At 64.3% G+C, this 22,438-nt stretch carries 18 protein-coding genes; 9 read left to right on the top strand and 9 right to left on the bottom strand.

Annotated features, from left to right (window positions below):
• The first annotated feature begins 236 nt into the window (after positions 1-236).
• Positions 237-575 (top strand): hypothetical protein, encoded by a 339-nt coding sequence (locus tag A4R29_RS03985; RefSeq protein WP_013533590.1) that lies wholly within the window; start codon positions 237-239, stop codon positions 573-575.
• Positions 576-601: 26 nt separating this feature from the next.
• Here A4R29_RS03985 and A4R29_RS03980 read toward each other — a convergent pair whose 3' ends face one another.
• Genes A4R29_RS03980 through A4R29_RS03970 form a run of 3 tightly spaced genes read right to left on the bottom strand, consistent with a single transcriptional unit; the run spans position 602 to position 4,441 of the window.
• On the bottom strand, positions 602-1,501 hold the full coding sequence (locus A4R29_RS03980; RefSeq protein WP_063173557.1) for an alpha/beta hydrolase: 900 nt from the start codon (positions 1,499-1,501) through the stop codon (positions 602-604).
• Positions 1,502-1,524: 23 nt separating this feature from the next.
• On the bottom strand, positions 1,525-3,573 hold the full coding sequence (fhuB, locus tag A4R29_RS03975) for a Fe(3+)-hydroxamate ABC transporter permease FhuB (protein WP_082827289.1): 2,049 nt from the start codon (positions 3,571-3,573) through the stop codon (positions 1,525-1,527).
• Positions 3,566-4,441: an ABC transporter substrate-binding protein gene (locus tag A4R29_RS03970; protein WP_063171224.1), complete on the bottom strand. Its 876-nt coding sequence runs from the start codon at positions 4,439-4,441 to the stop codon at positions 3,566-3,568. The genes fhuB and A4R29_RS03970 overlap by 8 nt, the downstream gene beginning before the upstream one ends.
• Before the next feature lie 504 nt (positions 4,442-4,945).
• Here A4R29_RS03970 and A4R29_RS03965 point away from each other — a divergent pair.
• Positions 4,946-5,293, top strand: a complete 348-nt coding sequence (locus A4R29_RS03965; protein WP_032808338.1) for a hypothetical protein — start codon at positions 4,946-4,948, stop codon at positions 5,291-5,293.
• Between the two features lie 86 nt (positions 5,294-5,379).
• On the opposite strand, the gene ggt is transcribed toward A4R29_RS03965, so the two are convergent.
• The 3 genes from ggt to A4R29_RS03950 all read right to left on the bottom strand — a co-directional run bounded on the left by ggt (position 5,380) and on the right by A4R29_RS03950 (position 10,832).
• A complete protein-coding gene (gene ggt / locus A4R29_RS03960; RefSeq protein WP_063171223.1) occupies positions 5,380-7,119 on the bottom strand; it encodes a gamma-glutamyltransferase in 1,740 nt (579 codons plus the stop codon).
• A gap of 308 nt (positions 7,120-7,427) precedes the next feature.
• On the bottom strand, positions 7,428-8,717 hold the full coding sequence (rhaI, locus tag A4R29_RS03955; protein WP_063170035.1) for an L-rhamnose catabolism isomerase: 1,290 nt from the start codon (positions 8,715-8,717) through the stop codon (positions 7,428-7,430).
• Positions 8,718-8,729: 12 nt separating this feature from the next.
• A complete protein-coding gene (locus A4R29_RS03950; protein WP_027161700.1) occupies positions 8,730-10,832 on the bottom strand; it encodes a bifunctional rhamnulose-1-phosphate aldolase/short-chain dehydrogenase in 2,103 nt (700 codons plus the stop codon).
• 185 nt (positions 10,833-11,017) lie between these two features.
• On the opposite strand from A4R29_RS03950, the gene A4R29_RS03945 reads away from it, so the two are divergent.
• From A4R29_RS03945 to A4R29_RS03915, 7 genes are all read left to right on the top strand, one after another.
• Positions 11,018-11,827 (top strand): DeoR/GlpR family DNA-binding transcription regulator, encoded by an 810-nt coding sequence (locus A4R29_RS03945; RefSeq protein WP_063170034.1) that lies wholly within the window; start codon positions 11,018-11,020, stop codon positions 11,825-11,827.
• A 55-nt stretch (positions 11,828-11,882) separates the two neighbouring features.
• Entirely contained in the window at positions 11,883-12,878 is a 996-nt protein-coding gene (gene rhaS, locus A4R29_RS03940; protein WP_013533599.1) for a rhamnose ABC transporter substrate-binding protein, read from the top strand.
• A gap of 84 nt (positions 12,879-12,962) precedes the next feature.
• Positions 12,963-14,504 carry a sugar ABC transporter ATP-binding protein gene (locus A4R29_RS03935; protein WP_063171222.1) on the top strand — a complete coding sequence of 514 codons (1,542 nt, stop codon included), beginning with the start codon at positions 12,963-12,965 and terminating at the stop codon, positions 14,502-14,504.
• Positions 14,501-15,478, top strand: coding sequence for an ABC transporter permease (locus tag A4R29_RS03930; RefSeq protein WP_063171221.1), 978 nt, complete (start codon positions 14,501-14,503; stop codon positions 15,476-15,478). Before A4R29_RS03935 ends, A4R29_RS03930 begins: the two co-directional genes overlap by 4 nt.
• Entirely contained in the window at positions 15,475-16,470 is a 996-nt protein-coding gene (locus tag A4R29_RS03925; protein ID WP_063171220.1) for an ABC transporter permease, read from the top strand. The genes A4R29_RS03930 and A4R29_RS03925 overlap by 4 nt, the downstream gene beginning before the upstream one ends.
• Positions 16,470-16,787 carry an L-rhamnose mutarotase gene (gene rhaM / locus A4R29_RS03920; RefSeq protein WP_013897237.1) on the top strand — a complete coding sequence of 106 codons (318 nt, stop codon included), beginning with the start codon at positions 16,470-16,472 and terminating at the stop codon, positions 16,785-16,787. Before A4R29_RS03925 ends, rhaM begins: the two co-directional genes overlap by 1 nt.
• Positions 16,784-18,160: an FGGY-family carbohydrate kinase gene (locus tag A4R29_RS03915; RefSeq protein WP_063171219.1), complete on the top strand. Its 1,377-nt coding sequence runs from the start codon at positions 16,784-16,786 to the stop codon at positions 18,158-18,160. Before rhaM ends, A4R29_RS03915 begins: the two co-directional genes overlap by 4 nt.
• Here the strand turns inward: A4R29_RS03915 and A4R29_RS03910 are convergent, their stop codons facing one another.
• From A4R29_RS03910 to galE, 3 genes are all read right to left on the bottom strand, one after another.
• Entirely contained in the window at positions 18,161-19,987 is a 1,827-nt protein-coding gene (locus tag A4R29_RS03910) for an alanine racemase (protein ID WP_063171218.1), read from the bottom strand.
• Positions 19,988-19,989: 2 nt separating this feature from the next.
• Positions 19,990-21,240 (bottom strand): D-amino acid dehydrogenase, encoded by a 1,251-nt coding sequence (locus A4R29_RS03905; protein ID WP_063171217.1) that lies wholly within the window; start codon positions 21,238-21,240, stop codon positions 19,990-19,992.
• Between the two features lie 106 nt (positions 21,241-21,346).
• Entirely contained in the window at positions 21,347-22,342 is a 996-nt protein-coding gene (gene galE, locus A4R29_RS03900) for a UDP-glucose 4-epimerase GalE (protein ID WP_063171216.1), read from the bottom strand.
• Positions 22,343-22,438 lie beyond the last annotated feature (96 nt).

Genomic DNA, 22,438 nt, shown 5'->3' with positions numbered 1-22,438 from the left:
CTTGCGCCGGGCGCCGATTGGCGGGATGTTATGGGAGGGCAACCGGGGGGCAAACCGGCACGCCGAGACAGATATGGCTGCTGGAAATGTCACGAGCTTGCTTCGCCTTTCTTGCCTTTGTTGCCTTGGTGAGGCCGGTAGGGGCAGGCGAGTGGACGTCTCATCTGCTTGACCGCCCAAGCCTGGCAACCGCCTATTTTCGCCAAGCCGATCTTGTGACTGCATACGCGACCGCAATGGCGCGCTTCCGTCTGCAGCTCGCAGGGCGTGCCGGCGAAAACAACCTTGCGGTCCCTCTCGAACCACTGCTTTTGCGGGCGGAATTCCGTGCGCGGACATGGCGCTCGGCGGACGGCAGCCTGTTGCAAGGCTTTGCCGGCAAGGGCGGCTTCCGGCTGACTATCGGCAACTGCCTGGCGCGCATCTGCGCTGCCAGCGAATGCAGCGATGCCGGTTGGCCGGTTTACGCCTGCAGCGACGGAGGCAAGCGCAAGATGTCCGTCACGGATTTTGTGACGGCAAACTTCGGCGGCGTCTCCTACCGCCGATTGAGCGCCTCCCCTTCACAGGAATGACAGCGCCGACCGTCTTGCTGCGGCGTTCAGCAAAGGGCGGTGTCCCTCCTCACCGCAAACGCCGCCTGCACCGCGCGATTGACGGTGACCGGCAGGATCGACATGTGGTTCTCGCCGGCATGCAGTTCGAAACTGGCGCGCACGCCCGGGAGAGCGTCAAGACGCTGCGCCATTGCCCGCGCGAATGCGTCGGTGCGTGTCACCTTTTTCTGCTTCAGACGCTTTTCCTCGTCCTCGGCGCCAATCTGGAACGGCGCCAGATTCTCGGTCTCGTACTCGCCGGCCGACAGGATCATGGTCGCCGCCAGACCATCGGGAATGGCGGCCTCGAAGGCTTCGAGAAAGCGGTCGATGGCACGATCTTCCCAATAGATGGCGGGGCTCGCCGCGATCCAGGTCTGAAAGGAAGAAGGCCGCGTGAACAGGGCGTAGAGCGCAAACAGGCCACCGAAAGAATGGCCGTAAAGCGCCTGGCGGCTGGCATCGACCGTGACCCGGCTGGCGACCCACGGCTTCAGCTCATCCTCGATGAAAGCAAGGAATTTCCCTGCCCCACCGGTCCGGACTTCGGACGTGCCCTCGTAGAAGGGCGGGTAGGTCTTGCCTGGCGGCGGGCCGAGATCCCATGAGCGGCGCAGCGGATCATAGGCGCCGTCGACGGGATAGCCGATGGCGACGATGACGCCCCAGCCGACATTGGTGCCCGTGGGATAGAAGGCCTGCGCGCGCATGGCGTCGACCGCCGTGCCGATGACGGCGTTGCCGTCGGTCATGTAGAGGACCGGCCAGCCGGCCTCGGGCACCGGCCCGGACGGCACATGCAGGAATATCCGCCAGGGCGCGCCGCCCTGCGCCGGAACGAGATCGTGGACCGTCGAGTTGGCGATCAGGGCTGGCGTCGCGTTGGACATGGATATCTTGGACATGGATATCTCCAGGGGCAAAACGGTCAGCGGCGGCGCAGCAGCCACATCAGCACCGGGCCGCCGATCAACGTGGCGACGAGACCGGCCGGGATCTGGCGCGGGAAGATGGCGATCCGGCCCACCCAGTCGGCGGCGACCATGATCAGCGCGCCGGCGAGCACCGCGCCAATGGCCTGTGGCAGCGCACGGGAAAGGCCAAGGCGACGAGCAAGATGCGGCGCCATAAGGCCGATGAAGGTCAGCGGACCGACGATCAGCGTCGAAGCCGCGGTGAGTGCCGCGACGGCCAGCAGCACGAGAAGCCGCGCCCTCTTCAGGTTGATGCCAAGGCCCTGAACGGCGGCGGAGCCGAGCGGCAGGATGTCGAGCCAGCGCATGAAGAAAGGCGCGAGCGCGAAGAGGCAGACCGCGATACCACCGGTCAGCAGGGCGTCACCGACATCGACGCCATAGGTCGAACCGGTCAGCCAGTTGAGCAGCAGCATGGCGCGAGGATCGCCGGTCGCGGTGAGCACCAGGATCAGCGCGTCGAACAAGGCCGTCAGGGCAACGCCGGCAAGCAGCAGCCGCTCCGGCGCATAGGCGGCACGACGGCCGATCGCCAGCGTCACCAGCAAAGCGGCGAAGGCGCCGATCGTTGCCGCCGCCGTCTGAACCGGGCGCCCGGCATCGACGAGCGCAAACAGCGCCACCATCATGCCAAGGGCGGCACCGGCACTGATGCCCAGCACTTCGGGGCTGGCCATCGGATTGCCGGTCAGCCGCTGCATCATCAGCCCGGCAAGCGCCAGCATCGCCCCGGCACTCAGCGCGGCAAGCACGCGGGGCCACCGCCACGACAGCAAAGGCTGCAGCTCGTCGCCGAAGGCGAAGGTCCAGCCATGCGGACCCGGTCCATAGAGCAGGGCCAGCCCGAGCAGCAGAAGCAGAGCCAGGCCGAGTGCCATCAGAACAAGGCCGGGCCGGCTTGCGCGCGGCAGGCGCACGGCCATCAAGGTCGGGGCTTCCGAGCCAAGCGCAAGGCGCGGCAGCAGCCAGAGCAGCAGCGGCGCACCGAGAAGTGCTGTGATCGCTCCGGTCGGCAGCAGGTCGCCTTGCGGCCCGGTGGCGATCTGCACGCCTTGATCGGCGGCCCACAGCAACGCGCCGCCGATCAGCGGCGCCATCACCAGCTGTTGGCCAAGCCGCCGGCCACCGCCGATGCGCGCGAGCGTCGCCGCGGCCAGGCCGACGAAGCCGATGACGCCGACAGCGGCAACGACAAAGGCGATCAGCGCGACGGCGGCCGCCAGTCCGGCGAAGCGATAGGCGCCGAGCGGCACGCCAAGGCTGCGCGCGCCTTCATCGTCGAGGCCAAGCAGGGTCAGGGGCCGCACCATGAAGAAGATCGCAAGCGCCGCTGCGCCGATGCGGGGCAAAAGCCACAGCGTCGTCGACCAGTCCTGCTGGCCGAGCGAACCGGCGCCCCAGATGAACAGGCTGGCCAGCCATTCATGCCGCAGCACGATGAGAGCGGCACCGATGGCGCCGGCATAGAGGCTGACCACAAGCCCCGCCAGCACCACCGAAAGCGGCGACAGGCCCTTGTGCCAGGACAGAGCGATGACGGCGGCAAGGGCCATAAATGCGCCGGCCAGCGCCACCCATTCGCGGCCGAAGGCAAGCAGGGACGGTGACAGAAGCGTCGCCAGTGCCAGCGCCAGATAGGCGCCGGCCGAGACGCCAACGGTTTCAGGCGAGGCGAGCGGGTTGCGCAGAACCTGCTGCAGGACAGCTCCGGCAAGCCCGAGCGCCGCACCGCACAAAAGGCTGATCGCAAGCCGGGGCAGGAAGGCATAGTGGACGAGCACCTGCCGCATGTCAGCGATGTCGGGGGCGGCGAGCGATTGGAGCCAGAGCGCCGATGGCAGTTGCACGGTGAGGTTCGAGACGGTTGCCGCTGCCGCAGCCGCGAGCAGCACCGCGCAAAGCAGGATCGCGCCTACCGGCTGATTGCTGGAAAAGCTCCACACGGAGGCCCGGCCGGCCGACGCAGGCTTCCCCCTTTGGGCAATGGCAGCATCCTCAGCCATGGGCGGCCTCCGCGGTCATCGCCGATGCCAGGACCCGGGCAAAACGGCTCGCGGATGGAAGCGCGCCAAACATCAGGACGGCAGGAAGGCGCATGATCGAGCGGTTGCGCACGAAGGGCATGGCATTCCAGACCGGACTTTCGGTCAGCGTGCCGCCGGCGCCCTCAGGCAAGGGTTCGAGATAGGCGAGGCGCGCATCGCTGGATGTCGCCAGCCCGTCGATGCCGACGGTCGAAAACCCCCAATAGTTGGTCTCGGCCGTCCACGCGTTGCTGAGCCCGATGCGGTCGAACACCTCCTGAAACAGGCTCTTTGCGCCGTAGACGCGCACATTGCGCGGGTCCAGGAAGCTGACGACATAGATCGGCCGTGCCGAAAGCGGCGCCAACTGCTGGCGAACCTCCAAAAAATACGCGTCTGTCGCCGCGATCAGCGCCTCGCCTTCGCTTTCCTTGCCGACAAGCCCGGCGAGCTGGCGCGTCGCCTCGAGCGCGCGCCGATAGGGCTGCCCGGCCTCGGTATAGAGCCCGATCGTCGTCACTGGAGCCACGCGTTCGAGCAGCGGCTTGATGCCCTCGAGATACGGCATGGACAGGATGATGTCGGGCCTGAGCTGCTGCAGGAATTCGAGATTGGGCTCGAGCAGCGTGCCGAGATCGGCGACGTCGGGCGGCAGCCGCGGCTCGACCACCCATTTCTCCCAGACCTCCCGATCGGCAATGGCGACCGGGCTGACACCGAGCATGAGCAAGGTCTCGGTCAACCCGTCATCCAGGCAGACGATGCGCAACGGACGGGCTTCAGCCGTGGAGGACCTCATGCCGGCGAACGGCAGCGAAAAAAGCCCGAGCGCCTGGCGCCGGGTCATTCGGCTGCGCAAATGATCGGGCGCGGCTCTCGACTGGGGCTCTTGGTCTCTCTGCAATGCGGCCGGCCCTGCTTTTCGGGGGTTGGTCTCCAGTGACCACTGCCCGGTGACTATGAAACATGAGTATACTAGTCAACATTTAAGATGCCTGCCCAGTCAACTTTCACGCAACCGCATGCCAAGCGCAGACGCCCACTGGCCGCAAGGCGATTCGCCCGTACAACAACCCTGTGCGACATCACCGTCCGAATCACGGTTTGCGAAGCCCAATCCGCGCTTCGCATCATTTTTCCTCCACGAATGCATTCCATGATAGAGGGAGCTACGGTCGCCTTTGGGCAGCCGTTTCCTGGATTGCCTGAGAGACCAAAGACGGCCAAGAACCAAAAGCCGGCAGCAAGCCGCCACCTGAAGACGTCAAGGACCGGTCGAACGCATCAAGGCAGCGTGATCGGGTTGCACTCGGCAAGGCTTGATGATTTGTTGCCGCTATACGGAGAACGAATGATGCGAGAGCCTGCCGGTCAAGACGAATACGGGTCGACGAACCCTTTCGATCCGGACGACCTGCCAACCTTGAACGCAATCGGCCCGAGCATGGGAAGCGGCAACGATTTCGAGAGATATGCCGTTGCCGTGATCATCGTGTTCGGTGCGCTGATCATCGGCGGGCTGATGGCCGCATCGATGGTCTTCGGGCACCGCAACGGCTTCCTCTTCGCGCTTGGCGGCGCCACATCCGCCTGGATCTCCGGAAATGCGCTGCTGCTCGACCGGCCGCGCATCTATGCGCTGTTCGTCGGCATTGCCGCCTTGATGCTGGTTGCGTCCACCCTCACGCTGGTCTTGTGACGGTCAAGTCGGTGTGAGCCGATCCACTTGAGCAGCGGGCGATCAACCCGAATCGCCACGCTGCTCCAAGCTTTTCCTCCGAGCTGTCAGTATCCGAGCGCCTCGCCAGAGGCCGCGCGGCTGTCGATGGCGCCGTTGTAGCGCGCGCCGCCGCCTTTCTCGATTTCCGCCAGGCTCTTGCCGCCGACCAGGATGCCGGCGGCCTGACCCCAGGTCTGGTCGGCGAGATCGAGGTGATATCCCATGCCGGCCAGCAGCTTTTCTGTGTCCGGCGACAGGCCGAACGGCTCGACATACACCTTGTCGGGCAGCCATTGATGGTGGATGCGCGGCGCGTCGATCGCCTCCTGGATGTTCATGCCGTGGTCGATGACATTGACGATCGCTTCCAGCGTGATGGTGATGATGCGCGAACCACCGGGGCTGCCGATGACCATGAACGGCTTGCCGTCCTTGGCGACCACGGTCGGGCTCATCGACGACAGCGGCGTCTTCTTCGGCTGGATGGCGTTGGCCTCCCCCTGGACCAGGCCATAGAGGTTGGGCACGCCGGGTTTCTGGGTGAAATCGTCCATTTCGTTGTTGAGCAGGATGCCGGTGCCGTCGGCGACGACGCCGGCTCCAAAGGAACCGTTCAACGTGTAGGTGACCGCGACCGCATTGCCCGCATCGTCGATGATCGAATAATGCGTCGTCTCCTTGCTCTCGCCAAAGCCCTTCGGCATCAGATCCTGCGACACGCCGGCCCGGAACGGGTCGATCTTGTCGCGGATATCCTTGGCATAGGCCTTATCAAGCAGTTTCGAGACCGGGTTGTCGACGAAATCGGGATCGCCGAGCGCTGAATTGCGGTCGACATAGGCGTAGCGCATCGCCTCGACCATGACGTGGACCGTCTCGGCGGAACCTGCGCCGAGATAGGACAGCGGATAGCCCTCCAGCACGTTGAGGATTTCACAGATGATGACGCCGCCGGAGCTGGGCGGCGGCGAAGAGGTGATCTCGTAGCCACGATAGGTACAGGTCACGGGCTTGAGCTCACGCACCGCATATTGCTCGAAATCCGGCTTGGCGAGAATGCCGCCCTTGGCGCCGCTCGCCTTGATGATGGCGTCAGCGATGGCGCCTTTATAGAAGGCATCCGTACCCTTTTCGGAAATGGCGGCGAGCGAGGCGGCGAGGTCGGGCTGGACCAGCCGCTCGCCGATGCCATAGGGCTTGCCGTCGGGTTTCAGGAATATGGCGGCGGCCGCGGGGTCCTTCGCCAGCCTGTCGGCACTGCCGGCAAACGAGGCAGCGTCGCCCTGGTTGAGGATGAACCCGTCCTTGGCGTAGCCGATTGCCGGCGCCATCAGATCCTGGCGGGACAATTTGCCGTATTTTTCACGGGCCATCTCGAAGCCAGCCACAGAGCCCGGTACGCCGACGGCGAGATAGCCGTCGAGGCTGGCGCCCTTCACCGGGTTGCCGTCCTTGTCGAGATACATGGTTTTTGTCGCCGCCAGCGGCGCCCGCTCGCGGAAATCGAGAAAGGTCGATTTGCCGTCCTTGAAGCGGATGGTCATGAAGCCGCCGCCGCCGATATTGCCGGCATTGGGGTAGACGACGGCGAGCGCATAGCCGACGGCAACCGCCGCGTCGACAGCATTGCCGCCCTTCTTCAACACCTCGATGCCGACTTCGGACGCCAGATGCTGGGCCGTCACCACCATGCCGTGCTCGCCCTTGGCCGGCGCCGGCGAGGCGGCGAAGACACTCGTCAACGGCGCCAGGACAAAGGTGATGGAAAGACTGGCGGCGATCAGTGTCCGACGGTTGAGAGGCATGGCGGTTCTCCGGGCGGGGGGATGCCTAGAAGACCGTGTTGGACGGATCGAGTCCACTAACAATTAAGGGAGCACGAGAAAGAGCCCCCTCACCCGGATTGCCAACCGAATTGCGAAGGGCAATTCGGGGCAATCCGACCTCTCCCCGAGGGGAGAGGAGGTGTCAGCGCTGACGCCAGTCTCTTCTCCCTGCGGGGGTGAGGCGTGGTCCGCGCAGCGGGCGAAAAGCCAACTGCTTGGCTTTTCGAACAACGAACGCCCGGAGGGCGGTGGCCGCAAAGCGGCCGGATGAGGGGGCCGGCTCGGCCTCAGACAATGCCGCCCGAACCGCCAGCGACTGCAGGGCGTTCCGCTGCAACCTTGGCGCGGTAACCCGCCGCTCGATAGGCGGCGACCGGGTCGATGGCGCCGCCGGTCTTCAGCCGCGCCATGGCGAGGATCGGCTCGACATCGGTGCGGTAGGCCGCTTTCAGCGTCTGCGTCGCCATCAGCGCGTCATTGCTATCCTGAAAATCTTCCAACGCCTTGCGGTCGACCAGCAGCGCCTGCGCATAGGCGCGCTGCACCTCGACCGCCGATAGCATCAGGCTTTCGATCGGATCGGTGACGTTGTGGCTCTGGTCGAGCATGTGGGCCGGGTCGAACCCCTCGGCGCCGGAAAGTTCGGCGTCGACCAGTTCGTTGAAGACGAGAAACAGCCGGTAAGGATCGATCGAACCGGCATCGAGATCGTCGTCGCCATATTTCGAATCGTTGAAGTGGAAGCCGCCGAGTTTTTTGAACTGGATCAGCCGCGACACGATCATCTCGATGTTGACGTTTGGGGCATGGTGGCCGAGGTCGACGAGACAGAACGCCTTGTCGCCCAGCTCCTGCGCGATCATGTAGTTGGTGCCCCAGTCCTGCACGACGGTGGAATAGAAGGCCGGCTCGTACATCTTGTGCTCGCTGAACAGCTTCCAGTCGGCGGGCAGTCCGGCGTAGACCTCTTTCATGGCGTCGAGATAGCGCTCGAATGCCTTGGCGAAATTGACCTGGCCGGGAAAGTTCGAACCGTCGCCGATCCACACCGTCAGCGCCTTGGAGCCGAGCGTCTTGCCGATCTCGATGCATTCGAGATTGTGCTCGACCGCTTGCCGGCGCGTGCCGGCGTCGGCATGCGACAGCGAGCCGAATTTGTAGGAGAGCTTCTGGTCCTTGGCGTCGGAAAAGGTGTTGGAGTTCATGGCGTCGAAGCCGAGGCCAAAGCGCGAGGCCGCTTGCTTCAGCCGGTTCGGATCGGCCTTGTCCCACGGAATGTGCAGGGAAACGGTCGGCGTCGCCTGCGTCAATTGCTGGATGACGGCGCAATCCTCGATCTTGTCGAAGATATCGCGTGGCTCGCCGGCACCGGGAAAGCGGGCAAAGCGCGTGCCGCCGGTGCCGACGCCCCAGGACGGGATCGCCACCGCGAATTTCTCGACCTTGTCTCTGATAGCGTCGATGGCGATGCCGCGACGGTCGAGCCGCTCGCCGAGCGAGGCGTAGTCGCGCTCGAGGTTTGCCTTGCGCGCGGCGTTGTCCTTGTCGACGAGGTCGGCGGAGATGATGTGTTCCATCGTCCCCTCCGCTCAGCGCGTGAACGACTGGGCGTTGCCCGCGTCGACATTGATGATGTTGCCGGTCGACTTGGCCGACATGTCGGACGCCAGGAAATAGATCGCCTCTGCGATGTCTTCCGGGAAGACCGAGCGCTTCAGCATCGAACGCGAGCGATAGTGCTCCTCCAGATCGTCGGTCGACATCTTGTAGGCGGCGGCGCGCTGTTCCTTCCACTCGCCGGTCCAGATCTTCGAGCCGCGCAGCACCGCGTCCGGGTTGACGACATTGACCCTGATCTGCGCCTCCGCGCCCTCCAGCGCCAGGCAGCGGGCGAGATGGATCTCGGCAGCCTTGGCGGTGCAATAGGCGGCGGCGTTCGGCGATGCGGCAAGGCCGTTCTTGGAGGCGACGAAGACGACGTTGCCGCCAATCTTCTGCGCGCGGAACAGCCGGAACGCTTCCCGCGAGACCAGGAAATAACCGGTCGACAGGATGTCCATGTTCTTGTTCCACAGCGCCAGCGTCGTCTCCTCGATCGGCGCCGAGGAGGCCAGCCCTGCATTCGATACCAGAATGTCGATGCCGCCGAACTCGACCGCTGTCTCGGCAAAGCCCGAAATGACCTGCTCCTCCGAGGTGACATTGATCAGCACCGGCCGCACGAAGTCCCTGCCGTAGACTTTCGCCAGTTCGTCATTGGCGCTGGCCAGTGCTGTCTCGTCGATGTCGGCCAGCACCACGCAGGCGCCTTCGCGCAGCAGGCGGTTGGCCGTGGCGCGGCCGATGCCGCCGGCGCCACCCGTGACCAGGGCGATCTGGCCGGCAAGCGACTTCGGCTTCGGCATACGCTGCAGCTTCAGGTCTTCGAGCAGCCAGTACTCGATGTCGAAGGCTTCCTGTGCAGGCAGGCCGACATAAGACGACACGGTGGAGGCGCCGCGCATGACGTTGATGGCGTTGACATAGAATTCGCCCGAGATGCGCGCCGTCGCCTTGTCGCCGGCGAAGGTGAACATGCCGACGCCGGGCATCAGGTAGACGACGGCATTGGGATCGCGGATGGCGGGCGAGTCCGGATGCTTGCAGCTGTCGTAATAGGCCTGGTAGCCAACGCGATATTCGGCGATGTCGTCGGCAAGACGCGCGATGACGGCATCGACATCGGGCTTTGCCGGATCGAATTCGATGACCAGCGGGCGGATCTTGGTGCGCAGGAAATGGTCGGGGCATGAGGTGCCGAGTGCCGCCAGCGGGCGCAGATCCCTGGAGTTGACGAATTCGAGCACAGCAGTGGAATCGTCGAAATGGCCTGTTTTGTGGCTCCTTTCCGAGATCAGGCCGCGAATCCTCGGCATCAGTTTGGCCGCGATGGCACGGCGCTCAGTGGCGTCGAGCGACTTGACCGCTTCACCGCCGAAGATAGCGACACCCTCGGAGCGGCGCTCGAACCATTCGATCGCCTGGTTGATCACTGAGATCGTCGTCTCGTAGCATTCCCTGGGGGTGTCGCCCCAGGTGAACAGGCCGTGGCTTTCCAGGATGACGCCCTTGGCGGCTGGGTGTTCGAGGCAGAATTTCTCCAGCCACAGGCCAAGTTCGAAGCCAGGGCGCTTCCACGGCAGCCAGCCGATGGCCTCGCCGAAGATTTCTTTCGTCAGCGCCTTCGAATCCTTCGCCGCGGCAATGGCGATGATGGCATCGGGATGCATGTGGTCGACAAAGGGCTTCGGCACGTAGGCATGCAGCGGCGTGTCGATCGAAGCCGCACGCGGATTGAGGTTGAAGGTGCAGTGCGGCAGGAAGCCGACCATCTCGTCTTCGTGCTCGACGCCGCGATAGAGGCCTTTGAGCGCGCGCAGCTTGTCCATGTAGAGCGTGGCAAAGCCGTCCAGCTTGATCGAGGCGCTGTCGCCGCCCGATCCCTTGACCCACAGCACTTCGACATCCTCGCCGGTGAGCGGGTCTTTCTGCCAGATCTTCGACGACGTGTTGCCGCCGCCATAGTTGGTGACCCGCTTGTCGGAACCAAGTGTGTTCGAACGGTAGACCAGAAGTTCCGGCCCGCTCATGGCGTGAGCCTTGGCCTCGTCCCACAGATTGGCGAGGCGCGCGCCGGTGCGCTTGTCGAGCATAAGAAATCCTCCCGAAGGCACGCAGAAGGCGCGGCCATTTGGCCCCGAATTTCCACGGAAGCGCTCGGCTTGTCAATCACAAACGATCAATATCGATCATACTGCACTGCACAATGAAATTATATGATCGGAAATGATTGACACTGCGCGTTTTGGGTGCCTAGATGCCCGGGCAGGGAGGAACCATGCACGAAAAAGAGCGCCACAGGATCATTCTGTCCGCCGTCCAGGAAAAGCCTGTGGTGACGGTGCAGGAGATGGTCGACCTGACGGAGTCCTCCGAGGCGACGATCCGGCGCGATATCGCGGCTCTCCACGTCCAGAAGCGCCTGCGCCGCGTGCGCGGCGGCGCCGAGGCAATCTCGCCGCCGCAGTTCATCGGGCTGGCCGGCCGGCCCTTTTCCGTCAACGAAACCATCAACGCCTCGCAGAAGCGGGCGATTGCGCGTGAAGCGGTCGAGCTGTGCAACGACGGCGAACCGATCATCATCAATGGCGGCACCACCACCTTCCAGATGGTGCATTTCCTGACCGGCCGCCGCATGCCGATCTTCACCAATTCGTTCCCCATCGCCGAGCATTTGCTCAAGCATTCCAAGAATACGGTGATGCTGTCGGGCGGCACCATTTATCGCGAGCAGAACATCATCCTGTCGCCCTTCGACAACGACGTGACGCGCAATTTCTATGCGCGCCGCATGTTCATGGGTGCGCAGGGTCTGGGGCCGCTCGGCCTGATGGAGGGCGATCCGCTCTTGATCCAGGCGGAGCAGAAACTGATCGACCAGGCCGACGAGTTGGTGGTGCTGGTCGATTCCTCGAAATTCCGCAAACGCTCCAGCCTCATCCTGTGCGGCCTGTCGCGCATCGCCACCGTCATCACCGATGACGGCATCGACGATCGTGAAGCCAAGATGCTGGAGACCGCCGGCGTGACGCTGATCGTCGCCCGCACATCCGCAACCAACAAGGAAGAATCTTCACTGCAGGCCTGAGGCCAACTCGCGCTCGCAGCGGCGATGGAATGCAACGCTCAAGGGAGGAAATTCGATGAGCTTCTTGAAGAAATTGATGGTGACGGCTGCATTCTCAGCCGCCATGTTCGTGAATGCCGCCTATGCCGAAAACGTCAAGATCGCGCTGGTGGTGAAGTCGCTCGGCAACGGCTTCTTCGATGCCGCCAACAAGGGCGCCGAAGAGGCGGCCAAGGAACTCGGCGATGTCGACATCATCTACACCGGCCCGACCAAGGCGACCGCCGAAGCGCAGATCGAAGTGGTCAATTCGCTGATCGCGCAGAAGGTCAACGCCATCGCCATTTCGGCCAATGACGCCGACGCTCTGGTGCCGGTGCTGAAGAAGGCCATGGAACGCGGCATCACCGTCATCTCGTGGGATTCGGGCGTCGCCAAGGAAGGTCGCCAGCTTCACCTCAACCCGTCCGACACCGGCCTGATCGGCGAGACCATCATCAAGCTCGCCGCCGACCACCTGCCGGAAGGCGGCGAGGTCGCCATCCTGTCGGCCTCCTCGACCGCGACCAACCAGAACGCCTGGATCGACGCGGCCAAGAAGATCCTGCCGGAGAAGTTCCCCAAGATCAAACTCGTCGCCACCGTCTACGGCGATGACGATTCGGCCAAGAGCACCGACGAAGCCAAGGGCCTGTTGAAGTCCTATCCGAACCTGAAGGCGATCATCGCGCCGACCACCGTCGGCGTCGTTGCCGCCGCCCAGGTCGTCACCGACGAGAACCTGATCGGCAAGGTCAATGTCACCGGTCTCGCACTGCCGTCCGAGTTCAAGAAATTCATCGACAACGGTTCCAGCCAGGCGGTTGCGCTGTGGAACCCGATCGACCTCGGCTACTCGGCCGTCTACCTCGCCCATGATCTGGCGGTGAAGAAGGAAGAGGCAAAGCCCGGCGCCACGCTGTCGATCGGCCGCGTCGGCAAGGTCACGCTCGACGACACCAACTCGGCTGCAATGGCTCCGCCCTTCCAGTTCGACAAGTCGAACATCGAAAAATTCTCCAAGATCTATTGATCTGGAGTTCTCTAGAGCTGACGCGGCGGGGCTCACGTCCCGCCGCGGCTTTAAACGAACCTTGTTTCAGGGCTTGATACGACTATGGACACGACAGCCCAACACGGCGCGGTGAAGGAGCGGCCTCCGGCCCCGGCTCCACGCTTGACGCTGTCCGGCATCTCCAAGAGCTTTCCCGGCGTGCGCGCGTTGCACAATGTCAGCCTGTCGCTCTATCCGGGCCAGGTGACGGCGCTGATCGGCGAGAACGGCGCCGGCAAGTCGACGCTGGTCAAGATCATGACCGGCATCTACCAGCCCGACGGGGGCACGATCAGCATAGACGGCCACGCCGTCACCCTGCCCAGCGCGCATGCCGCCTTCGGCCATGGCGTCACCGCCATCCACCAGGAAACCGTGCTGTTCGACGATTTGTCGGTCGCAGAAAACATCTTTCTCGGCCATGCGCCGCGCACGCGATTGCGCACCATCGACTGGCGCACGATGCGCAAGAACGCGCGCGAAGTGCTTGACACCATGCATGCCGGCCACATCGACGCCGATGCGCGCCTGAAGGACCTCGGCATCGCCAACAAGCATCTGGTCGCCGTTGCGCGCGCCATGTCGATCGACGCGCAGATCGTCATCATGGACGAGCCGACCGCCGCGCTTTCCATGAAGGAGATCGAGGAGCTCTTTTTGCTGATCGAGTTCCTCAAGAGCGACGGAAAGGCGATCCTGTTCATCAGCCACAAGTTCGACGAGATCTACCGTATCGCCGACCGCTACACGGTGTTCCGCGATGGCGAGATGGTCGGCGAAGGCCTGATCAAGGATGCCGGCCAGAGCCAGATCGTGCGCCTGATGGTCGGCCGCGCGGTCGATCACATCTTCCCGCAGCGCAAGGCCGAGATAGGCGCGCCGGTGCTCTCCGTTTCCGGCCTGTCGCATCCGACCGAATTCAACGACATCGGCTTCGAACTGCACAAGGGCGAGATCCTCGGCTTTTACGGCCTTGTCGGCGCCGGCCGCAGCGAGGTGATGCAGGCGATATCGGGCATCACCCGCACCTCAGCCGGCACGATCACGCTGGAAGGCAAGACGATCGCGCCGAAATCGGCTGCGGATTCGATCGATGCCGGCATCGTCTACGTACCGGAAGAACGCGGCAAGCAAGGCGTGGTGATCGGCCTGCCGATCTTCCAGAACGTCTCGCTGCCTTCGCTCAAGCGCACGTCGAAGTCCGGCCTGCTGCGGCTGTCGGAGGAGTTCGATCTGGCCCGCTCCTACACCGAGCGACTCGACCTCAGGGCCTCTTCGCTCAGCCAGGATGTCGGCACACTGTCGGGCGGCAACCAGCAGAAGATCGTCATCGCCAAATGGCTGGCGACGTCGCCCAAGGTGATCATCCTGGACGAGCCGACCAAGGGCATCGACATCGGCTCGAAGGCCGCCGTGCACGGCTTCATGGCCGAGTTGGTGGCGCAAGGCCTGTCGGTGATCATGGTGTCGTCCGAGCTGCCCGAAATCCTCGGCATGTCCGACCGTGTCGTGGTCATGCGCGAGGGGCTTGTCGCGGCGGTCTACGACAACAAGGAGCTGGACGCCGAGACGCTGGTTCGGACGGCAGCAGGGATCGCGGCATGAAGGCTTTCCTCAAATACCGCGAAATCTGGCTGGCTGCTGCCATCATCGTCTTGATCGGGCTGATCTCGACGCGTTTTCCGGCCTTCGCCGATCCGGCCAATCTGCGCCAGGTGTTCAACGACACCTCGATCCTGATGATCCTGGCGCTTGGCCAGATGGTGGTCATCCTGACCCGGTCGATCGACCTGTCGATGGCGTCCAATCTCTGCTTCACCGGCATGGTGGTGGCGATGCTCAACGCCGCGCATCCGGCGATCCCGATCCCGCTGCTGATCGTCATCGCGCTGGCCGTCGGGCTGGTGCTTGGCGCCATCAACGGTCTGCTGGTGTGGCGGCTGAACATCCCCTCGATCGTGGTGACCCTGGGCACGCTGACCATCTATCGCGGCGCCACGTTCGTCCTGTCCGGCGGCGCCTGGGTCAATGCCGACAAGATGAGCCCCGAGTTCATTGGTTTCCAGCGAGCGGCCTTCCTCGGCATTCCCGTGCTGTCCTGGATCGCCATCCTGGTCATCGCGCTGTTCTTCGTTGTGATGACACGCACCGCGCTCGGCCGCTCGATCTACGCCATCGGCGTCAATCCGACGGCGTCGGTCTATGCCGGCATCGATGTCGGCCGGACGAAATTCATCGTCTTCTGCATCTCCGGCATGGTCGGCGGGCTATCCGGTTATCTCTGGATCTCGCGCTATGTGATCGCCTCGGTCGAGGTCGCCAACGGCTATGAGCTCAACATCATCGCCGCCTGCGTCATCGGCGGCATTTCGATCGCCGGCGGCATCGGCTCGGTCGGTGGGGCGGTGCTCGGCGCGTTGTTCCTCGGCATCATCTCCAACGCTCTGCCGGTCATCAACATCTCGCCCTTCTGGCAGATGGCGATCTCGGGCAGCGCCATCATCCTGGCTGTCGTGCTCAACGCGCGCGGCGAACGCCAACAGGGCCGCATCATCCTGAGAAAGGCGGAGGCGGCATGACCGACATCCCTGCCCCGCGCCACATTCCCGACCGGCTCGACAAGCCGCTGCGTTCGGCGATCTTTTCATGGGAGGCGCTGCTGATCGTGGTGGCGGTCGCCATCTTCGCCATCAACAGCTTCGCCTCGCCCTACTTCCTCGACCCCTATTCGCTGTCGGACCTGACCTTTAACTTCACCGAGAAGGGCCTGATCGCCTTTGCCATGGCGCTGCTGATCATTTCAGGCGAGATCGACCTGTCGGTGGCCGCCATCATCGCGCTGGCCTCGACCATGATAGGCATGGCGGTGCAGGCCGGTGCCGGCACGCCGGTGCTGGTGCTGATCGGCATCGTCGTCGGGCTCGGCTGCGGCGCCTTCAACGGGCTGCTGGTGACAAGGCTCGGCCTGCCCTCGATCGTGGTCACCATCGGCACGATGAGCCTGTTTCGCGGCATCGCCTTCATCATCCTCGGCGACCAGGCCTACAAGGGCTATCCCGAGAGTTTTGCCTTCTTCGGCCAGGGCTATGTCTGGTGGGTGGTGTCGTTCGAACTGGTGCTCTTCCTCATCGCCGCCGTCATCTACTGGTTCCTGCTGCATCGCACGAGCTTCGGCCGCCGCGTCTTTGCGATCGGCAACAACCCGGTCGCGGCGCAGTTTTCCGGCGTGCGCGTCGGCCGCATCAAATTCACCCTGTTCTGCCTGACCGGACTGATGGCGGGCATCGCCTCGGTGCTGATCACTTCGCGGCTCGGCTCGACAAGGCCATCGATTGCGCAGGGCTACGAGCTCGAAGTCATCACCATGGTGGTTCTGGGCGGCGTCAGCATCCTGGGCGGCGCCGGCAGCATCCTGGGCGTCGTGCTCGCCGCCTTCATCATGGGACTGGTGACCTTCGGGCTCGGCCTGCTCAACGTGCCCGGCATCGTCATGTCGATCTTCATCGGCCTGCTGCTGATCATCGTCATCGCGCTGCCGATCGTCTGGCGGCGGCTGCGCGGGGGACGCTGATGCCTGAGAAATACGCGTTCAAGATGAAGCTCAAGCCCGGCATGAAGGCCGAGTACCAGAAGCGCCACGACGAAATCTGGCCGTCGCTGGTCGCGCTTCTGAAGCAGGCCGGCGTCTGCGACTATTCGATTCACCTCGATGAGGAGACCAACATCCTGTTCGGCGTGCTGTGGCGGCGTGACGACCACGGCATGGACGATTTGCCCGGGCATCCGGTGATGCAGCGCTGGTGGGCTGATATGGCCGACCTCATGGAGACCAAGCCGGACAACGAACCGGTTGCGGTGCCGCTGGAAACCGTGTTCCATATGGCATGAGTGCGATGCGCCACATCGCCGTCATCGACATCGGCAAGACGAACGCCAAGGTGGCGCTGGTCGATCTTGCCACATTGAGCGAGGTGGCACTGCGCCGCGTGGCCAATGCGCCGGTGCGCCAGGCGCCCTATCCGCACCACGATGTCGAAGCGCTGTGGGCGTTCATCCTCGACAGCCTTGCCGGCCTCAACCGCGAACAGCGCATCGACGCCATCTCGATCACCACCCATGGCGCGACCGGCGTGCTGGTCGATGCCGCGGGCGAACTGGTGCTGCCTGTGCTCGACTATGAGTTCGACGGCCCCGACAGGCTGGCGGCGGACTATGACGTTGTTCGCCCGCCCTTCGCCGAGACCGGCACGCCGCGCCTGCCGCTCGGCCTCAATCTCGGCGCGCAATTCTTCTGGCAGCAGAAAGGCTTCCCGGCCGAATTCGCAAAAGCCGCCGCCGTGCTGATGTATCCGCAATACTGGGCCTTGCGGCTGACCGGCATCGCCGCCAACGAGGTGACCTCGCTCGGCTGCCACACCGATCTGTGGAACCCGTGGAAATCGGATTTTTCGTCGCTGGTCGACAGGCTGGGTTGGCGCGCGCTGATGGCGTCGGTGCGGCCGGCCAGCGATCGCCTCGGCCCGATCCTGCCCACCGTTGCTGTGCGAACCGGACTGGATCCGCACACGCCGGTGTTCTGCGGCCTGCATGATTCCAACGCCTCGCTGCTGCCGCATCTTCTCTCCGACAAGCCGCCTTTCTCCGTCGTCTCGACCGGCACCTGGGTGGTATCGATGGCGGTCGGCGGCAAACAGATTGCGCTGGATGCCGCGCGCGACACGCTGGTCAATGTCAACGCGCTCGGTGATCCCGTTCCCTCGGCGCGCTTCATGGGCGGCCGCGAGTTTTCGGTGCTGACAAAGGATCAGCCGGAGCCGTGGACCGAGGATGATGTCGGCGCCGTGCTGGCGCGAAAGATGCTGCTGCTGCCGTCGACCCAGCAAGGTTCGGGGCCGTTCCCGCACCATGCCGCGGCATGGCTCGACGCCGACGGCATCAACAAAGGCCAGCGCTTTGCCGCCATCTCATTCTATCTGGCCCTGATGACGGCGACCTGCCTCGACTTGATCGGTGCCGACGGCCCGACCACGGTCGAAGGCCCCTTTGCCCGCAACCGGCTCTTTGTCGGCATGCTGGCGGCAGCCACGGCGCGCGCCGTTGTTGCGTCGGAGGCCGCCACCGGCACCAGCATCGGCGCGGCGCTGCTGGCATGCGATCGGCCGGCGACGCAAGGCAAGGGCGAAAGAATAGAACGGCCTATAGACCCAGCCTGGGTCGACTATGTCAGCGCATGGCGGGCGGCAGTGGAAGTGCAGGGCTGATCAGAGAATCCGTTTGCCGAAGGCAGACATGACGAAGTTGACCGCATCGGTGCCGATCCGCGGCTCCAGATCCGCGGTCAGGCCCGACACATCCATCGACAGCAAGCCGCCGGAGAGCGCGATCGCCTCCATCGCCTGATGTGTTTCGCGCACGGTCAGCCCACCGGAGCCCGCAGCCCAGCCGGCGAATTCGGTCGCGGTCGGCGAATAGCTGACATGAAAGCCTTGCGTGCCTGATGTGGCGATACGGATCGCTTCATGCATCAGGTCGCGCATGCCCATGGCGTCGATGTCGGTCATGGTGAAGGCGGAGACGCGCGAATCCTTCAGCACCCGCGCCTCGGCCGGATCGGCGTGGCGCAGGCCGACGATGACGACATTCTCCGGCGACAGCTGCGGCTGCAGCGCGCCCGCCTTGTGGTCGAGGCCGAGGGTGCGCGCCAGGACCGAACCTTCCGGCAGGTCGATGCCGTCCTCGTCCTCGGGCATCAGGGCGGCGATGGAATCGATCCAGATCAGGCCGAAGGAATGCGTCGCTCGCGCCGTCGCGGTCAGCGCCTTGTGCGCGACGCGACGATCGGCGCCGGCGGTCAGCCGGACCAGTCCCGATGGCGGCCGCTCGATATCGGCCAATTCGACGACGTCGAAATTCATCGCCTCCAGCCGCGCGCCGGTGCCTTCCCGGGCCAGGATGCCGGCAGCCCCCGGCCCGGCCGTGATCTGCACCATCTTGCGGCCGGAAAAATCCTCGACATCGTGCATCGGGGCCTTCTCGACATATTCCGAGGTCATCGCCAAAAGCATGGCGCCATAGCTCATGCGGAAGGCGACGCGGTCGCCGACGGCCAGCGGCGGGTCGGCATCGGCGACATCCAAAAGCAGATGGTCGCTGGAGGCGCCCAGCACCCGGATCCCCCTGGCGATCGGCGTCAGCCCCTCGACCAGCACGTCCTCGCGGCCGATATTGGCGATGGCGCGCAGCCTGTCGCCCTCGTCGGGGAAGACCGGCTGGTTGCCGAAGGCGTCGTAGCCCGATTGGCCGATCGGCCGTGACGGCTTGAGCTTGACCTCGATGATGTCGCTGGTCAGCCGGCAGGCATCGGGCTCAAGCTCGGCCCATGGCACATCGCGGAAGGTCTCGACGCCACCTTGCAGGATCGCCTCGCCGACGCGCAGATTGTTGATGCCGGCCGGAAGCCTGCCTTCGAGCAGCAGCGGCAGCGACGACGAGGCGCCGCCGGAAATCACGTCGAGGCTTTTGCCGGACAGGCGCTCGGTCTTGTAGGCATGGGCGACGAGCTGCCCAAGGTTTTCCGGCGTCGGCATGATGGCGCCGAAGCAGCCGAGATTGGTGCCGATGCCGGCGATGCGCACGCCCTTGAACTGCAGGATCTGCTCAACCGTGGGGATCAGGTCGTTCGGCCAGATGCCTTCGCGGAGATCGCCGAGATCGATCATCAGCATGATGTCGTGGACGCGGCCCATGCGCTCGGCGATGCGCGAAATTTCGCGGATGGTGGCGAGTTCCGATTGCAGGCTGATGTCGACGGTGCGCACCACCTCCTCGACCCGCGCCATCGGCGGGCTGCGCAGCAGCATGATCGGTGCGTTGATGCCGCTGTCGCGCAGCCGGCGGATGTTCTCGAAACGCGATTCGGCGATGCCGGCGACGCCGCCGCGCAGCATGGCGCGTGCCACTTGCGGCATGCCGCAAGTGCCCTTGGTGACGCCGAACACTTTTATGCCCGACAGCGCGCAGCGCTCGACGATGGTGCGCGCGTTGCGCTCGATGCGGCCAAGGTCGATGGCGACTTGCGGTCCCGACATCACTAGCCCCCGTAGACCAGCCCCTGCGGGTCGATCTCCGGCCTGCGGCCGGAAACGAGGTCGGCAAGGAATTTCCCCGAGCCGCAGGCCATGGTCCAGCCGACGTGGCCGTGGCCGGTGTCGAGATAGAGATTCTTGTAGCGCGCCTGGCCGATGACCGGCACCGAGTTCGGCATCATCGGGCGCAGGCCCGCCCAGAACACAGCCTTCTTCTCGTCGAAGGCACCCGGGAAAAGATCTTTGCCGGTGCTGATGATCGTCTTGAAATCGGCGGGCTTGAAAGTGCGGTCGAAGCCGGTGAATTCGGCCGTCGAGGACATCCGCAAGCGGTTGCCCAGCCTGGAATAGCCGATCAGCCGGTCCTCGTCGGCGCCGCCCATGGTCGGTCCCTTGCTTTCGTCCTCCAGGGGAATCGTCGCGGTATAGCCTTTTACCGGATAGACAGGCAGGTCGATGCCGTAACGGCGCCCGAGCAGGCCGCTTTCCGGCCCCATCGAGATGACAACCGCATCGCCGGCGACCGGGCCGACCGAAGTCATCACCGCGCGCACCCGGTCGCCCTCGATGTCGAGGCCTTCGACTGTCGTGCCGAACAGGAATTTGACGCCGAGCTTCTCGGCCGCATAGGCGGCCAGCCTGTCGACAAACTGCTTGGAATCTCCGGTCTGGTCGGTTGGCGAATAGACGCCGCCGGCAATCTTGTCCTTGACGCCGGCAAGGCCCGGTTCCAGCTCGACCAGCCGGTCGCGGCCGACGATTTCGATCGGCAGGCCGTGCTTGGCAAGATAACGGTAATTGTCGGTGCCGGTGTCGAGGCTCTTTTGCGAGCGGAAGAAATAGAGAATGCCCTTCTTGCGCTCGTCGTAATGGATGCCGGTCGCTTCCGAAAGCGCATTGATGCAGTCGCGCGAATAGAGCGCGAGCCTGAGCTTGATGTCGGTGTTGGCGCGCAGGCGCGCCACCGTGCACTGGCGCAGGAAACGCAGGCTCCAAGCGAGGAAATAGGGATCGAGGCGCAACCTGACCTTGATGCCGAGATCATGGTTGTAGAGCCCGCGCAGGAAGGTCTTCAAAGCCGCCGGCGAGGCCCAGGCGGTGGCGTCACCCGGTGACACCAGGCCGGCATTGGACTGGCTGGTGCCTTGTGCCGCCGCCGGATGGCGCTCGATCACCGTCACCTCATGGCCGTCGCTGGCCAGATAATAGGCGGCCGCCGTACCGACGACACCGGCCCCGAGCACCGTTATTTTCATGCCATCCCCCAAAAAGCTCCTCGCGGCGCGGCGCCTCCGCGCCTTGCCGCGAACGCCTTCAATAGCGCTTCGCTGCCCGCCTTGCGAGCCCTTGGGAGAACCCGGCTCAGCCGCGCGCGGAGTTCTTGCCGGTCAGGATGCGCTCCCAGGCGAGCGCGTCGGCAACGATCTGGTCGAGATCGTCGCGTTGCGGGGTCCAGCCGAGCTCGGCGCGGGCGAGATCCGAATTGGCAACCACCGCCGCGGCATCGCCAGGGCGACGGTCGCCCATCTTCACCTCGAAATCACGGCCAAAGGCACGGCGCACGCTGTCGATGACCTCCAGCACCGAATAGCCATGGCTGTAGCCGCAATTGGCGACAAGGCTTTGTCCCCCGGCACGCAGCCGCTGCAGGGCCAGGCGATGCGCCGCCGCCAGGTCGCTGACATGGATGTAGTCGCGCATGCAGGTGCCGTCCGGCGTCGGATAATCAGTGCCGAACACCTGCATGAACGACCGCTTGCCGAGTGCCGTCTCGCATGCGACCTTGATCAGATGGGTTGCGCCCGGTGTCGACTGGCCGGTGCGGCCCTTCGGGTCGGCGCCGGCGACGTTGAAGTAGCGCAGCGCCGTATAGCGCAGGCCATGCGCGATCGACGCGTCGCGCAGCATCCACTCACTCATCAGCTTGGACAGGCCATAGGGCGATTCCGGCGCCAGGCGGGCGTCCTCGCGCACCGGCTCCAGCCCGGCGCCGCCATAGACGGCGGCGGTCGAGGAAAAGATGAAATTGGGCACGCCTTCGCGCACCGCGGTTTCGATCAGCGTGCGCGTCTTCGAGGTGTTGTTCTCATAATAGCTGAGCGGGTCGGCGACCGATTCCGGAACCACGATCGAGCCGGCGAAATGAATGATCGCGTCGACCTTGTTCTCCCTGATGACCGCGCCGACCAATTCCTTGTCGGCGACATCGCCGACGACCAGCTTGGCCTCCGGCGCCACCGCCCATTCGAAACCGGTGGAAAGACGGTCGAGAACGACCACGCTTTCGCCGGCATCCAGCAGCTCCCAGACCATATGGCTGCCGATGTAACCGGCGCCGCCTGTCACCAAAACTGTCATCCGCGTCCTCGCTTATCCAAGATTTATCGGAAACTGTCTCAACCCCGCTCTACTGGAAAGCCCGCCGCATGGCCATTGGAACCCCTGGTAACCGGC

It is taken from the genome of Mesorhizobium ciceri biovar biserrulae (assembly GCF_001618845.1).
GTDB classification, from domain to species: domain Bacteria; phylum Pseudomonadota; class Alphaproteobacteria; order Rhizobiales; family Rhizobiaceae; genus Mesorhizobium; species Mesorhizobium ciceri.
The sequence above is the reverse complement of the archived record's forward strand: the minus strand, read 5'-3'. Positions and strand labels throughout refer to the sequence as shown.